Source organism: Psychrobacter sp. SHUES1, from assembly GCF_001652315.1.
Lineage (GTDB): Bacteria > Pseudomonadota > Gammaproteobacteria > Pseudomonadales > Moraxellaceae > Psychrobacter > Psychrobacter faecalis.
Window position 1 is genome coordinate 1 of record NZ_LXWA01000019.1, and the last position, 15,600, is coordinate 15,600.

Annotated in this window: 14 protein-coding genes and 1 pseudogene; 3 read left to right on the plus strand and 12 right to left on the minus strand. The window is 45.8% G+C overall.

The features are described 5' to 3' along the window. The 6 genes and pseudogenes from A7325_RS13650 to A7325_RS01035 all read right to left on the minus strand — a co-directional run. Nucleotides 1-104 (minus strand): annotated as a pseudogene (locus A7325_RS13650) (IS982 family transposase); the annotation flags it as partial. A 261-nt stretch (nucleotides 105-365) separates the two neighbouring features. After that, nucleotides 366-1,139 carry an NTP transferase domain-containing protein gene (locus A7325_RS01015; RefSeq protein WP_068403858.1) on the minus strand — a complete coding sequence of 258 codons (774 nt, stop codon included), beginning with the start codon at nucleotides 1,137-1,139 and terminating at the stop codon, nucleotides 366-368. Continuing rightward, on the minus strand, nucleotides 1,136-2,386 hold the full coding sequence (locus A7325_RS01020) for an XdhC family protein (RefSeq protein ID WP_068403860.1): 1,251 nt from the start codon (nucleotides 2,384-2,386) through the stop codon (nucleotides 1,136-1,138). The genes A7325_RS01015 and A7325_RS01020 overlap by 4 nt, the downstream gene beginning before the upstream one ends. A gap of 153 nt (nucleotides 2,387-2,539) precedes the next feature. Next, on the minus strand, nucleotides 2,540-4,960 hold the full coding sequence (locus A7325_RS01025; RefSeq protein WP_068403862.1) for a xanthine dehydrogenase family protein molybdopterin-binding subunit: 2,421 nt from the start codon (nucleotides 4,958-4,960) through the stop codon (nucleotides 2,540-2,542). Nucleotides 4,961-4,962: 2 nt separating this feature from the next. Next, nucleotides 4,963-5,955 (minus strand): FAD binding domain-containing protein, encoded by a 993-nt coding sequence (locus tag A7325_RS01030; RefSeq protein ID WP_068403864.1) that lies wholly within the window; start codon nucleotides 5,953-5,955, stop codon nucleotides 4,963-4,965. Next, a complete protein-coding gene (locus tag A7325_RS01035; RefSeq protein WP_068403865.1) occupies nucleotides 5,952-6,644 on the minus strand; it encodes a 2Fe-2S iron-sulfur cluster-binding protein in 693 nt (230 codons plus the stop codon). Before A7325_RS01035 ends, A7325_RS01030 begins: the two co-directional genes overlap by 4 nt. Before the next feature lie 341 nt (nucleotides 6,645-6,985). Between A7325_RS01035 and A7325_RS01040 the strand changes: the two genes are divergently transcribed. Then, on the plus strand, nucleotides 6,986-7,660 hold the full coding sequence (locus A7325_RS01040; protein WP_068403866.1) for a DsbA family oxidoreductase: 675 nt from the start codon (nucleotides 6,986-6,988) through the stop codon (nucleotides 7,658-7,660). Between the two features lie 29 nt (nucleotides 7,661-7,689). Next, nucleotides 7,690-7,938 carry a DUF2164 domain-containing protein gene (locus A7325_RS01045; RefSeq protein ID WP_068403868.1) on the plus strand — a complete coding sequence of 83 codons (249 nt, stop codon included), beginning with the start codon at nucleotides 7,690-7,692 and terminating at the stop codon, nucleotides 7,936-7,938. 86 nt (nucleotides 7,939-8,024) lie between these two features. Here the strand turns inward: A7325_RS01045 and A7325_RS01050 are convergent, their stop codons facing one another. Further along, nucleotides 8,025-9,149, minus strand: coding sequence for an S-(hydroxymethyl)glutathione dehydrogenase/class III alcohol dehydrogenase (locus A7325_RS01050; protein ID WP_068403870.1), 1,125 nt, complete (start codon nucleotides 9,147-9,149; stop codon nucleotides 8,025-8,027). Nucleotides 9,150-9,359: 210 nt separating this feature from the next. Here A7325_RS01050 and A7325_RS01055 point away from each other — a divergent pair, with 210 nt between their 5' ends. Then, entirely contained in the window at nucleotides 9,360-10,238 is an 879-nt protein-coding gene (locus A7325_RS01055; RefSeq protein WP_068403872.1) for a LysR family transcriptional regulator, read from the plus strand. Between the two features lie 61 nt (nucleotides 10,239-10,299). Here the strand turns inward: A7325_RS01055 and A7325_RS01060 are convergent, their stop codons facing one another. The 5 genes from A7325_RS01060 to A7325_RS01080 all read right to left on the minus strand — a co-directional run bounded on the left by A7325_RS01060 (nucleotide 10,300) and on the right by A7325_RS01080 (nucleotide 15,518). Continuing rightward, nucleotides 10,300-10,590: a DUF4031 domain-containing protein gene (locus tag A7325_RS01060; RefSeq protein ID WP_068403874.1), complete on the minus strand. Its 291-nt coding sequence runs from the start codon at nucleotides 10,588-10,590 to the stop codon at nucleotides 10,300-10,302. 67 nt (nucleotides 10,591-10,657) lie between these two features. Further along, on the minus strand, nucleotides 10,658-12,898 hold the full coding sequence (locus tag A7325_RS01065; protein ID WP_068403876.1) for a transglutaminaseTgpA domain-containing protein: 2,241 nt from the start codon (nucleotides 12,896-12,898) through the stop codon (nucleotides 10,658-10,660). Beyond that, nucleotides 12,895-13,983: a hypothetical protein gene (locus A7325_RS01070; protein ID WP_068403880.1), complete on the minus strand. Its 1,089-nt coding sequence runs from the start codon at nucleotides 13,981-13,983 to the stop codon at nucleotides 12,895-12,897. The genes A7325_RS01065 and A7325_RS01070 overlap by 4 nt, the downstream gene beginning before the upstream one ends. Nucleotides 13,984-14,018: 35 nt before the next feature. Next, complete coding sequence (locus tag A7325_RS01075) at nucleotides 14,019-14,978, minus strand: AAA family ATPase (RefSeq protein ID WP_225211579.1); 960 nt, start codon at nucleotides 14,976-14,978, stop codon at nucleotides 14,019-14,021. Nucleotides 14,979-15,062: 84 nt separating this feature from the next. Further along, nucleotides 15,063-15,518 (minus strand): c-type cytochrome, encoded by a 456-nt coding sequence (locus A7325_RS01080; RefSeq protein WP_068403883.1) that lies wholly within the window; start codon nucleotides 15,516-15,518, stop codon nucleotides 15,063-15,065. Between the last annotated feature and the right edge of the window lie 82 nt (nucleotides 15,519-15,600).

Below are 15,600 nucleotides of genomic sequence, written 5' to 3' on the forward strand. Positions count from 1 at the left end.
AGCTTTGGCGCGTAACCTGCACTTCGCAAGGGTTTGGTGACGACTATTTTGTAATATTGCTCTACCATTAAATAGATATTGATGATAAATTCGTCTATGGGCATCTCACAACTCCATTGTATTCTTGGTCGAAAACAATAGATTAGTGAGGTGCTCTTCTTTTTTCAATCACTTTCGAAGTTGAGAGTGGGGTTATATTTATAATGCGCAAATGATATCGCAGGTTATTGGCAGCCTTGTATGACGGTAGTAATGTATTCAGGTAATCCTGTTACCATCGGTGCCTAGGCGTTGTACTATGCTTATAACCCTGCTAACGGTTTAGGCGTAATATACCTATCATCCAAACGATTCTTGGCGTCAAATTATTTATCAACCCAGCCCTGCTGTCGGGCATAGGCAAGTTGCTCGGGCGTATCGATATCATAGCTCAGCTGTTTATTGAAGACTGTACTGATTTCACTGGGCGAGAGCGCTCTGATTAAATGACGTAGGCCTTTGTCTCCACGTATATGAAACTGCCATTGTTTAAGTAGCTGATAATCGATAACTAACGGTAGACCAACGATGGGATTTTTCGTTTCATTTTTGACCTCGGCTTTACGCTCGATATGGTCATCTTTTGATAACGTATCGAAAATCTGCCAATACTCATAAGCGCTAGCAGCCACTAGATGCTTACCGGCTAGCAATCCATTAACATGTTCCATATCCAATAAAACTTGGTCAACCCCCATAATCAACACTCGCTCAAGCGCTTCATGATTAAAATCTTTATCATTAACAAACTGAGTCAAGGCTTCAATAGCAGTATAAAGACTATGTCCCATACCAGTTTCGGGCGTTTGGTTAATGACAGTTTCGATATGTAGATGGGTGTCGCTTAGTTTTGCTATCTCACTAGCTATCGATGCCTTGTTTTTAGGAATAACAACAATAATAACTTGCGGATTTGTGCTTGCTGCCAGTCTTATCATATGGCTAATTAACGGAACACCATTTTTACAAAGCAGCTGCTTAGCTTGACCCAGACGACGACTGAGGCCACTGGCTAAAATAATGATGCCATGGTTGGTTTGCTGCTCAAGGTTTTGATTTGATATTGCGGCACTATTTGACGTCGAGTCACTTTTCTTCATACATCGCTCAATATTTCAGATGTCGTATTATTGCTCGCTGAAAATTTGGCAGTCGCAGTTTGCTTATGCATAACGGCGCTTATTTGTGCCATGATGCCAAGTGCTAAAGCTTCAGGGCCATCACCGCCTAATTTATAACCAATCGGATAGTGGAGTTTTTTCACGCCCTCACTTAAACTTGCCGGATTGTCTTTGACAGCACGAATCTCATTTACCAAGCGCTCGGTTCGATAACTTGGGCCTAATTGCCCAAGATATTTATAATGAGTAGGATGCTCTAACAATAGTGAAAGACGGGCACGGTCTTGGGTCAAACTGTGCGACATCAACGCGACCGCCGCATGACGACTGAGCTTCAGCAGTTTCTCATTATCGTCCAATGCGACTGGCATCACGATATCCGCTTCGGGAAAACGCAGACGCGTGGCATAGTGAACGCGACTATCAATAACGCTGACATGCCAATCTTGTAATTTTGCCATGGTCACAAGCGGCATCACATCATTCCCTGCCCCGCAAATAAGCAAACGGTGTTGTGGTTGTAGACGCTGGATAAGCCATTCTGTGGTGATATCACCGTTTTTTAGGACAACGTATTCGGTATTTTTGTTAGAAACTTCATGCGTTGACAGTTTTTTAATGGTATCTCTAATCTCATGAGTAAAAATATTCGATTGCTCAATGAACCCTTTATTGCCCATACTAGCGCCACTGACAAAAGTTATTTTTTCGTTAGCAATATAGTCTTTCAAATCTAGCCGAAGCCCAATGGGTAAATGGTATTGATCATTTGCGCGAATTAACGTCGCTATCGTTGTAGGATTTTGGCTACGACGAACATGACGAATAACTTCTAAAAACGGCCTTGCGGCTGTCAAACGCTCAAACAGTACATGAACCTTGCCATTACAGCCCAAACCGAAATTTAGCTCATTTTCTAAATCGCCATTTCCATTGCCATTACTTTCACTATCATCATCTGCCTCGTCACTCTCATCACTACCCGTTTGATAAACCTGCACGTTTGCGCCATGACGCGTCAACCAAAAAGCACGTTTGATGATATGTGGTTCTAGGCAACCACCGCTAATCATCCCAACCGAGCGTCCATCAGCGCAGATAAGCATCATTGCCCCAGGCCGACGATAGGCCGAGCCTTCGGTACGTACTACCGTTGCTAACACCGCACCGATGTTTTGCTGCTGCGCCTCGCCTGCGAGCTTTAGAATATCAGCGACCTGATTCATAGTGCCTCTTATCTCTATTTATTTTTATTTTAGTTTCAGTTTTAATGATTAAAATTGCATTTCGCCTTATAAAAACCCGCTAGTGATGGCCGCTAGCGGGTTTTTATATCAAGCATCAGTTAGCCATTCGTTAATATCGACTATCAACAATAGTTATTCTGGCAACTCATAAAGCAGCTTATCAAGAGTGATTGGGAAATCGTAAACGCGCACACCGACCGCATTATAAATAGCATTAGCAATAGCCGCCGCTGCTCCAGAAATCGCGGTTTCGCCAATCCCTTTGATATGCATGGGATTGGTATAAGGGTCATCTTCTTCGACCAATATTACCTCCAGTTGCGGCACATCGGCATTGACCGGCACATGGTATTCAGCAAGATCATGATTGCATAGGCGACCATCACGCTTATCATGGATGATTTCCTCCATAAGCGCCGAACCAATACCGAAAACCATACCCCCGTAGCATTGTGAAGTGGCGGTTTTATGGTTAAGAATACGTCCGGCAGCAAAGGCGCCCGTCATGCGTTTAAGACGAATCTCGCCAGTCACTCTATGGACGGCGACTTCCGCGAAATTGACACCAAACGACGCTTGGCGATGGCTTTTGGCATTTTTTCCTGGTTTGATTTGACCTTTAGCGCTCATTTTTTTCTCATCGCATGCAGCGATAATATCTGCCAATGCATAAGACTGAAAATTGCTAAAATCGTATTTTTCTGCAGCAGACTCGGGTAAAGCTAAACCCGTTTTTTCAGTGACTGTATCTTTTAAATCTAGCGCTTTGTCTTTAAGCGTTTCAACCGCTGCTTCTGTTACGCTAGGGTCATGTTCACCTGCTCGTTTAATCTGACCTTTATCAAGCTGAATGGTGTCTGGATAAAGCCCGACTTTTTCTGCCAACATATCGCGTAGTTGCTCACAGGCAAGATAGATACCGCTCCCTGCACTTGCGGCGCCCACACTACCACCCGAACCTGAAGCCGGTGGCAACTCACTATCACCCAGCTTCATCTCGATATGGTCTATTGGTAAGCCTAGTAAATCAGCGGCAACCTGAGAAAATACCGTATAAGAGCCCGTACCGATATCGGTCATATCGGTTTCGATAATGGCTTTAATGCCAAGGGCTTTTGAATCGTCAACTTGCAGTGTCGCCCGCGCCTCTGACGGTTTTAATTGGTTACCACGAGCGGATGCCGCCATCCCCGTACCAATCCACCAATCTCCCTCTAACTGACTGACAGGTTTAGGATTGCGCTGCTCCCAACCGAATTGCGCCGCCCCTTGCTCCATACAAGCAAGTAGCTGCCGCGTCGAAAACGGAATGTCTTGGCTTGGGTCTTGCTCAGGCTCGTTACGACGTCGCAGCTCAAGCGGATCGATATTCAATTGCGTGGCCAATTCATCCATCGCACATTCAACCGCAATCATACCGACCGCTTCACCGGGTGCGCGCATAGAGCCAGAAAGCACGTAATTCATATCTACTTGTTTATAATTCACGCGGCGATTTTCACCGCGGTATAAATATTTAGTCGATAATGCTGTCGGCTCAAAAAATGCCTCACCCGGTAAATTACTGCCAACGGTATCGTGAATAAAGGTATTGATGATGCCGTCTTTATCACAGCCAATGGCGATACGCTGGCGAGTGTTTGAGCGTCTAACGGTCGCTTCCATCACTTGCGGACGCGTCATACTGATCAGCACCGGACGACCAAGCTCTTTTGCCGCAATCGCTGCTGCAATCGACTCAGGCGCGATACCCAATTTACTACCGAAACCGCCACCAACAAAATAAGAAATTAGTTGGACCTGATCTTTTTTTAGATCTAAAGCATCCATCACTTGCTGTTTGCAAGGTGCAATCATTTGGTTTGAGGTATACATGATGAGCTTATCGTCTTCCCAATAAGCCAGCGTCGCATGCGGCTCCATCGGCGAGTTGCTTTGACTTGGCGTATGGTAAAAGCGATCGAGAGTAATTTCCGCTTGCGCCAAGCCTTTTTCAGGGTCGCCTGTAACAGAATTTTTATCTGGGCCCTTTTGCTCATTGACATCATGAGCACTTGGCAGCTCTTGGGTAAAGTTTAATGCCGCTTGTTCGGTCTCATTTTTATAAGTGACTTTAAGGGCATTAGCGCCTTCGGTCGCCGCTTCAAAAGTCTCAGCAACCACTACCGCTATCGGCTGCCCGTGATAATAAATCTCGCTAGCGCCTTGGGTTGGTGCTTCGGTCTCACCGCCTTGCTGTGAGTTTCGCAAAAAATGCTTAGGATCGGTCACCACTTTGATGATGCCAGGAATATCTTCTAAAGCACTGCTATCGATATTTTCCACTTGTCCTTTGGCTATTTTCGCGCCAACTAAAACGCCGTAAACTTGATTTTCTCGATAAAACTCTGCTGAGTAAGGTGCTTGTCCGCTGACCTTTAACGAACCATCAACACGGTTAATCGGTTTGCCGACCAAATTGCTTGCTGTTTTGTCAAAAAGCGAATCGACAGGCTCATTCATCATCATTTTTTTGGTAGGTTCTGATGGCAATACTGAGTCCAATAATGACATGATTATGCTCCCTCGCCCGCTAAGGCGCGCTGAATAACTTGTTTAAGTAGGCGACGCGTCAATGGTATTTTAAAATCGTTTTGACCGTGACCTTTGGCCTCTTTTAATAATAAGTCTGCGGCTTGTGCGATCGTAGCGTCATCACCCGCCGTGCCCGTTAATAATGCTTCAACATCTTCATTACGCCACGGCATCACCCCAATACCACCAAACGCCAAACGTACAGTCGCCAAATTACCCGTATCATCGCTCTCTATGACAGACGCACAAGACACTAAGGCAAAGGCGTAAGAAGCGCGGTCACGTACTTTGTCGTAGGTATGCATGCCTTTGATAGGCGATGGTAAAACAACATGAGTGATAAGCTCGCCACTCTCCAAGACATTTTCGATATGCGGCGTGTCTTTTGGCAGACAATAAAAGTCTTTGACTGGAATAGAACGGGTCGAACCATCTGCTTTCACCGTTTCAATGACAGCGTCAAGCAACCGCATTGCCACCGCCATATCCGATGGGTGCTGAGCAATACAGGCATCACTTGTACCTAAAACAGCTAGGGTACGGTTCTCGCCATTAATCGCTGGACAGCCACTACCGGGTTCACGTTTATTGCACGGACTGTCGGTCTGATAAAAATAATAACAACGCGTGCGCTGTAAAAAATTACCGCCAGTGGTGGCTTTATTACGCAGTTGACCCGTCGCGCCAGCTAAAATAGCGCGCGATAATACCGGATAATTGGCAATGACCTCCGGATGCGCCGCCAAATCACTGTTGGTGACCAGCGTACCGATACGTAATCCGCCATCAGCAGTCGTTTCGATTTGCTCAAGCTCAAGACGGGTGATATCGACCAATTTGGTTGGTGTTTCAATCTCAAACTTCATTAAATCTAAGAGATTGGTACCACCGCCGATAAATGACGCATCTTTTGGGCTGGCAGCAGTCGCTGCTTGCTCAGGAGCTTCGGCACGGACATAGTCAAAGCGTTTCATAAGTGAGCTCCTAATTGGGCGTTATGGTTTTTATTTTGTGACGCCTCATTTTGCGACGGCTTACTAAGCTGAGTTTCACTAGGCGGCGGCGACCAAATACCGGTAACGCTTGCAGCATCTGAGCCTTTTGTAGGTATAGTATTTTTTGTAGTTATAGTAGTAGAGACAGCTTTACCTGTTACGTTATTTTCCAAGACTTGCGAGATGGCATTAATAATGTTCGGATAAGCCGAACAGCGACAAATATTACCGCTCATGCGTTCGGCGATTTCTTGTACCAGCAAGCCATCAGGATTTTGCAAATCGGTAGTCACATAGCTTGGCCAGTTTTGCTTAATCTCTTCAATCAAAGCAGTGGCTGAACAAATTTGCCCCGGCGTACAGTAACCGCACTGAAACGCATCGTGGTCTTTAAACGCTTGCTGTAAGTCTGAGAGCGATTCAGGCATTCCAATGCCTTCAATCGTCGTAATCTCATCACCGTCGTGCATGATCGCAAGGGTCAGGCAAGAATTAACCCGTCGCCCATTAATGAGCATGGTACAAGCGCCGCATTGACCGTGGTCGCAGCCCTTTTTGGGTCCAGTAATTTGTAGATGCTGGCGGCAGACATCAAGCAATGTCGTGCGCGGATCAAGATTATCGAGCTGATAATCTTGCTGATTAATCGTTAACGTCAAGGTAGACATGCTGGCTTCTCGCTGGCAGTTATTCATAAAAGGATAAGTGTGCACGCTCTTAAACAGCGTCAATCGTTTCATTATGGCGTATCAAAAACAGCGCTTTGTTTTTACTTTGTAGTCATTGTAGTGTAGTTTTTTTAAGCAAATAGTAAGGACAAAACTTTTTTGTCAACTTTTAAACCTACGATAACTCTCCTTTACAACTGCGGTTGGCTGCTTAACCTCGTTAGTAGAACCTGTAACTTAGCAACCATTGTAATCACGATTTCATTCTCTTAATATGGATTCAACTTTATAAAACCTTCTATAAATAAATCGAACATAATCAATAAAATAGGTATAAAAATATGGAAAACTCAAATCAACCGCTATCCGGAAAACCTCTGCGCATCGATATCGTCTCAGACGTGGTTTGCCCGTGGTGTATCATCGGTTATCGTCAATTGGCTGAGGCGCTCAAGCAAACCAATACCGAGCACGAAATACACTGGCATCCATTTGAGCTAAATCCTAATATGCCAAACGCAGGACAAAATTTGCGCGAGCACATTATGAAAAAATACGGTTCGAGCAAGGAAGAATCAGACGCGAGCCGCCTTAGAATGACGCAAGCGGGCAATGAAGTTGGCTTTGAATTTAATTTCAACGATGACACGCGGATACACAATACTTTTAATCTGCATCAGCTGTTGTATTGGGCAGGTCAACAAGGACAAAAGCCGATGCATGACTTAAAGCAGGCGTTATTTGGCGCGCACTTTACCGATGGTCGCAACATCTCTGATAATACGGTGCTGGCTGATATTGCAGCGGAAGTTGGACTTAATCGTGAAGAGGCGCTGGCTGTGCTGGAGGATCAGCGTTTTGCCAAAGAGGTACGCGCAGAAGAGCGCCACTGGCAGCAGCAAGGTATCCAAAGCGTACCAGCAATGATTTTTAATGAGCGGCACTTGGTCAGCGGCGCGCAAGGCGTGGACAATTACGTCAATATTTTACAACAATTGGCTGCTATGCAAGAGTAAATAAAGCTTTGCTAATAGGACTATGATTAATGAGTAAAGAAAAATTACTGACGCTGTCAGACGAAGCAGAAGAAATTGTCTTGGATAAGCTTAGAGAGTATATGAGCGAGGAATTTGATGTTGATATTGGCAACCTGCCTGCTAAGTTTTTATTGGATTTTATAATCGAAACCTTGGGACCACTTCTCTACAATCAAGTGGTCGACGATATTGAACCTTGGTTATACGATAGATTTACAGGCGTTTTAGAAGATATGCACAGCTTTAAAAAAGATTAAAAGGCATACAAAAAAACGCCGCCCCATTATAGGAGCGGCATTTTTATTTAATAGCGTTAAAAAAGCTTAGCTATCTAAGCATCATTCTAGAAATGCACCACAGAGCGAATACTCTCACCTTTATGCATCAAGTCAAAAGCTTCGTTGATATCTTCTAACGGCATGGTATGAGTAATAAAGTCTTGTAACGGAATTTCTCCTGCTAGGTAGCGCTCGACGTAGCCTGGCAACTCTGAGCGACCTTTGACACCACCAAAGGCTGAACCGCGCCAGACGCGACCTGTGACTAACTGGAATGGACGGGTTGATATTTCTTGCCCTGCGCCCGCGACACCGATGATGACTGACTCGCCCCAACCTTTATGGCAGCACTCTAACGCTGAGCGCATGACATCAACATTACCGATACATTCAAACGAATAATCAACGCCGCCATCGGTCAGCTCAACGATGACATCTTGGATTGGCTTATCGTAGTCTTTTGGATTGATGCAATCAGTCGCGCCCAATTTTTTGGCCAATTCAAACTTGCTTTCGTTAATATCAATGGCAATAATACGGCTGGCCTTGGCCATTTGTGCACCGATAACCGCTGATAGTCCGATACCGCCTAAACCAAAGATGGCAACCGTTGCACCTTCTTCGACTTTTGCAGTATTCATGACAGCGCCCATACCAGTGGTCACGCCGCAACCAAGTAAGCAAACTTCTTCTAGCGGCGCTTCTTTGTTCACTTTTGCCAATGAAATCTCTGGCAACACCGTATATTCAGAAAAGGTTGAGCAACCCATATAATGGTAAATTGGCTCGCCATCTTTATAAAAGCGCGTCGTACCGTCTGGCATTAAGCCTTTACCTTGGGTCTCACGTACCGCCGAGCACAGGTTGGTTTTACCTGAGCGGCACATTTTACAGACGCCGCACTCTGCAGTATATAAAGGAATGACATGGTCGCCGACTTGCACGCTGGTGACGCCTTCGCCGATTTGCTCAACGATACCGCCGCCTTCGTGGCCTAAAATTGCAGGAAACACACCTTCTGGGTCTTCACCAGATAAGGTGAACGCATCGGTATGACAAACACCACTGGCGACAATTTTCACCAGTACTTCGCCTTTTTTGGGCAGCATCACATCCACTTCTTCGATAGACAATGGCTCATTTGGCCCCCACGCAATGGCGGCTTTGGATTTGATAAAGTTATCTGACATAGTATTCTCTCTTTTTAATTAATTTTATCGTTTATTATCCGCAGACCAATTTAGCTTATAGCGCTTACTTGATAGAGGCAAGCGCTAGTTATAGCAGTTTATATTTGAGCTGTTTGTAAAGGATTCATTTTATGCTGTCCATTATAGTTGTTTCTGCTGTGATAACAATATGCTATATTTGCAAATATCTTTTACACAATGGTAATAATCATGCGCTGGGATGGCATTAGCGAGTTCGTCTATGTGGCGGAATACGAAAGCTTTACACGAGCAGCAAAAGAATTGGGTATTTCAACCGCGCAGGTCAGTCGGCAGATAAGCGCCTTAGAAAAACGCCTTAACATTAAATTGCTCTATCGTACGACGCGCAAGGTATCGCTGACTGAAGAAGGTCGGGTATTTTATCAGCATTGCCGCGGTGTGCTTGACGGCTTAGATGCGGCCGAACAAGCCGTAAGCAATTTACAAACCAAACCCCAAGGCAGAATTAAACTGACCGCCCCTGTCACCTATGGCGAACAGCAGTTATTGCCCCTTATCAATGATTTTATGGTGCAATACCGCGATATCGAAGTGACGGCTTTTTTAAGCAATCAAAAAATTGACTTAATTGAGGGTGGTTATGATTTGGCGATTCGTATTGGCAAATTAAGCGACTCAACGATGATGGCAAAAAAACTTAGTCATCGTACCAATTTTGTCTGTGCCGCGCCCGCTTATCTAGAAAAGTACGGCGTACCATATTCTCTAGTCGACTTAAGACAACATAATTGCTTACTTGGTACGCGGGATTATTGGCACTTTATAGAAAATGATAAAAACGCTGATAAGGAAATAAACTTACGCGTCTCTGGCAGCGTGCAATATAACAGCGGTCACAGCCTAGTCGATGCGGCACTAAAAAGCTTGGGTATCGTGCAGCTACCTGATTATTATGTACAAAAACACTTAGCGTCCGGTGCACTGGTTAGCGTGTTAGATGACTATAGAGAGCCTGAGGAAGGGATTTGGGCGATTTATCCGCACAATCGTCATTTATCGCCAAAAATCAGATTGCTGGTGGACTATTTAGCAGAGCGCTTATCTTAATAAAGCTTGAAAGTGGCGATTTAGGATTAAGGCTACTTATTGTTGTAAGTTAAGTAAAGTCTTATTTTGACGACTTAGCACGTTTTATTGGAGCGTTTAACTCTACTTTTAGCTTTTTTGCACATTCAATAATTTTCTTACGATCGGCCGCTATAGCGCCATATTCAAGCGCGGTTTTACGCATTTGCACCGTGACGTCATAATGCGGATAGCTGGCGTATTGATGAAATAAGCGCTTATCTACTTCAATCAGTGCGGCAAAATCGTGCAACTCTTGCAAGGTATCAGCCAGCATATGGCACCATTTATAGCCTTTAAATTCTATTTGCATAAAATCCACGTAAATTGCCATATGCCTGCACTCCTCTATTTTTACTAAAAATTTATCACGCTCTAAACAGCACCTTCAAAAACAGCCATTAAAACAATTCACTTGTCTCTTTCTTGAGCTGTTTAAGCACCGTTTGATATTCGCTATCGCTGGTTGTAAGGGTACTTAAACGGCCATAGCGTAGCTTGCGATAGTGTTGTTGAATCTGCTCAATTTTTACTTGGACAACTTTTGAATCACCACTAGCAGTTAGCTTACTGGCATTATTATGCTTACTACTATTTTGACCACTGTCATCATCGATTGCGCTTGCCAAACGCGCAAGCCAAGCCAACTGCCCTTCACTCTCTGAACGCGCTAACGATTTATCCGCTTTAGCGATGCGTTTTGAGAGTTGGGCAAGCGGCAGGTCTGCTGGGTGCCAACGTTTGCGGCGACGCTGCCAGATAACAAACACAAGCATTGCCATAACGCTAATGGCACTTACTGCCAACCAAGTGATTTGCTGCATGATTGAGCGAATATTAAACCATTTCAGTAGCGAATCCGCTTGCTTATCTTGATCGTAACCAACGACGTCCTTTTGCCAATAGTAGCTCGCTTGGTCTGACAGACGGCGTAAGGTTTGCAGCATTTGATACTGCTGATAGCTGATTTGTGCCCCAGCGCCCTCGCCAAACATTGCTGCTCCTCGCGCCTGTGTCAACGCATCCATGCCTTGCTCGACGCGCTCAGGGGCGACAAAAGCTGTCGGATCGACACGTACCCAGCCTTGACCGTCAAGCCAGACTTCCGTCCAAGCATGCGCGTCCATCTGCCGCACTTCCCAAACGTTACCGTTACGACTAGGCTCTCCGCCTTGATAGCCGGCGACAACGCGAGCAGGAATACCAGCGGCGCGCAGCATAAAAGTAAAGCTAGAAGAATAATGCTCACAAAACCCCGCTCTGGTGTCAAATAAAAACTCGTCAATACGGTTGGTATTTAAACGTGGCGGTGATAGCGTATAGCGAAAGTTCGTTTGATTTATCCAGCGCTCGATTGCCTGTATATAGCGCACGGGATCCGAGCCAGACTGGGCAAATAACTGCTGCGCCAGTAGGCGTGCTTGCGGATTACCGCTACTTGGTAGTGCAAGATTGAGACGGCGCGACGCCTCAGACAGCACAGGGTCGATACGCATCGGCGCAAACTGCAAGACATCGTAGCGCAGCTGCTGGGTAACTGGCTGATCTTTTCGTAAGGTAAAATTTGAGGTAATACTGATATCTTGCTGCTGAGCAAAAGGATAATCAAGGCCAAATAGCCAGTTTTGCTGCGTTGGCTCTAAGATAATTTGATAACGATTCGGGGTAATTTTCACCTCATCAGGAACGGTCGCTAAGGCATTCGCTATCCAATTTGGCATTTGCGGCGCGGGTTGCCATTCTCGTTGCTGCGGACTGGGACGCCATGTGACCCCGTCAAAATTACTAAAAACCAAACCACGCCAATAAAGCTGCTGCTGTGGCGGGCGCTTAACTGCAAACTCTACCCGAAAAGCCAGCTCAGTCGACTGGCCCAAATTTGCAAAGTCGCCGGGCGACATACTGTCAGAGACACCTGTAGACGCTTGCTGACCTGAGAGCTGTACTGACCATAGCGGCGGCAAGCGCGGAAAGAATAAAAACAGCACGACCAACAGCGGCAATGCGCCAATACCCAGCACACCCAAAGTACGCAGGCGACCATCACCGCGAGTATTGCCATCATCGTTAAGCGCTATAAACGCCAACAATACAATGACCGCACCGATGATTACCTCTAGTGTTGTCACAATGCCTTGATCCATCAAAAACAGTGAAGCAAGGACAAACAAAGATAAATTGAGCACCACATAGACATCACGGCGCTTGTACAATTCCCACAGCTTACTGATAAGGCACAGTACTAAAAATGCCACACCCATATCCAGACCAAACGCCGTGTTATAAGTCACCCATAAGCCCACAAGCCCAAGTAAGAAGCCAAGCATTTGCATGCTTTGATAAACGCGCTTTAGATGCGTCAGTTTTTTAAACTTAGCTTTAATACGCGGTAGTTGGGCAATGATACTGACCAGCGCAAAACCTATAAGCCATAACGGCAAGTGCGCGGCATGCGGTAAAATAACAATAACTTGCGCAATTAATACCCAATAATACGCTGGCAAGGCAAATAGCTTGCGAGTCCATTTAGCATCGCTAGCCTGCTCAGTGTGAGAAGTGATATGTTGACCCAAAGCCAATTGTGCAAAGTTCGCAGGATTTATCTCTGTCTCATTTGCAGAGTAATTTTGAAAGTTGGTCATGGTGCTTTTGCCAACCTTAACAAGCATGCTCGTGCAAATGCCTCACCTTCACCCATCGGTGCATGAGAGGATTGATCAAAACGCATGTCATTCGGTAAGCGTATATTAAATGGGACGCCAAGTTCACCCAATGTCAGCACCCCATACGCCATTTGCGCCAGTTTTTGTTCATGCTGCGCCGCTGGCATATCAGCATAGTCTAAGGTTTGCTCATGGCCAACAGGATCAGCGAAATGCTTGGTAAACATCCCTTCGCCGCGCGCCACGTGACCCCAAGAAACGCGGGCTAACGACTCGCCTTCGATATAATTATCAAGCCGGTCAAAGTCGTCTTGACCTTGGCGATATTGCCCGCCTATGGGCAAATCCTCCGGACTGGCAATGGCATATTGTGCCTGCCAGTCAAATACTTCAGGTTTTGGATAAACCCACGCGCTACGGGCGAAATAAACATACGACCATGCGCGCATAATCCCTAACGGATACACAGTTTTTATTTTTAATCTTGGTAATTCTAGCTGCCCACGACGATGTGTTTGCACCGGCAAACGAATGATTTGCTCGTCTTGTAGGCGCGTGACCAATACTGAGGGCTGACTATCAGCGTGAATCTCATGTTGGTTATCGTTGTTTTTATTGGCTTTTCTATCGACCTTTTTATGAGGCTTTTGCTCAGTTTGCGCAGAGACAATTTGCTCAAAGGTAAATAATAACTGCCGTCTTGGTCGGCGGCTGTCATTACGCAGCTGCAACGTGACCCAAACAGGCGCGCCGGCTTCTGCCATGGTGATATCAAGCAGACGGACTTGCAGACCCGAGATATGGGCGAAGGTTACATGAAAGCTAATGAGCCAGACGCTGATGAGATAAAAGCACAGCCCCAATACCAAGTTATTACCATAGTTGATACCAGCGATAAAGGTGATGATTAATAAAACGGCAAACAGCAACCCTTCACGGCTAAAAAAGATATAGACGTTACGCAAATTCAGCGTCGCACTATCACTTTTGGGCGCACGCGAGGCAAACCAACGGCTTAACACTGAGCGAGCTGGTACGGTTAAGGCTTTTGGCAATATGCTCATGACTACCCTATCCTTACCATAAAAGATGCAAACAATTAAACAACGTCAGCCACATCTGCCAAAATGCGTTGGGCGATGGTTTGTGTCGCTTGTCCTCCCGTCACATGCGCAGGCACGAAACGCTGGCCAAGTCGATGGTCAGTGACCGCCGCAAACACCGCTTGAATATCTTCAGGCGTCACCTCCATATGTCCCGATACATAAGCATATGCTTGCGCCGCACGCTGTAGTGATAGCACACCACGCGGTGATAAACCATGATAATCAAAGCTTGCACGCGTTTTTGCGACCAGTCTTTGCAGATAATCCAACACCACATCGGCGACATATATTTGCTTGACCCCTTGCTGCGCTAATAATACAGCCTGCGTATCAAGCACTGCGGGCAGCTTTTTTAATAGCTCACGACGATTTTGTCCCTTTAACAGCTCGCGCTCAGCGGCAGGCGATGGATAACCAAGCGACAAACACAATAAAAAACGATCTAGCTGCGATTCAGGCAGCGGATAGACGCCCGCTTGCTGCAATGGGTTTTGGGTGGCTATGACAAAAAATGGCTGCGGCAATAGATAGGTTTGCCCATCTTGTGTCACTTGCCGCTCCTCCATCGCTTCTAATAACGCGCTTTGTGTCTTAGGGCTAGAGCGATTGATCTCGTCGGCGAGTAACAGCTGCGTAAAGATAGGGCCGGGACGAAACTCGAATTGCTGCTGACTTTGATCAAAAATACTCATACCCAAGATATCTGCTGGCAGCATATCATTGGTAAATTGCACGCGGCTAAAGCTTAACCCGAGCAATTGCGCCAAGCCTTGCGCCAACGTCGTTTTACCCATACCTGGCAGATCTTGCAACAACAAGTGCCCGCCTGCCAAAATACCACTGAGCGCCAGTTTAACCACCTCGGGTTTATCTAGCACTATTTGATTTAATTGCGCCATTAGCTGAGCAATTTTTTGCTGATTATGGCGATAGTCATTGGTGGCTTGGCTCATTATCGATTCTTGGCTCATTTTTTAATGAAATAGGTTTAAAAAAGAACACCTCTCTGTTAGGTATTTCTCAATCGAGCGTTGCTGCTATTTTGTTTCATCAACTGTTGGTACCGGTGCCCGCAGCGTTGATAAATAGGCAATCACATCGGCACGCTCCTTACTATCTGGCATCGGATCTGACAGCATTTTTGAATCGGGCATGGCTTTTTCAGCATCAGCGATATAAGTATCAAGCGTCTTAGCATCCCATACCCAACCTGATGCCGCAAGCCCTTCGCTATAGGTATAATCCTCTAGCTCGGCGGCTTTTGCGCCATAAATATTCATCAGCTGCGGCCCTTTTTTATTGAGCCCAGGGTTAAGCTGATGACACTGACCGCATGCGTCTTGGTATATCAGCGCACCGTTATCGGCATCACCCTCAGTATAAAGCGGCAGCGTGACCGGATCTCGATAATCAGGCGGTGTTTTTTCACAAGCGGTGAACAATAGCATAGCGGCACATACAGCGCCTAATGAGTATTTTTTGATAATAGACATGGTGGAATAATCTTAAATTGAGGAGCAGAGGCTATGTATGCGCCTACCTTCACCATAATACAAGGTAAAAAGGATAAACAAA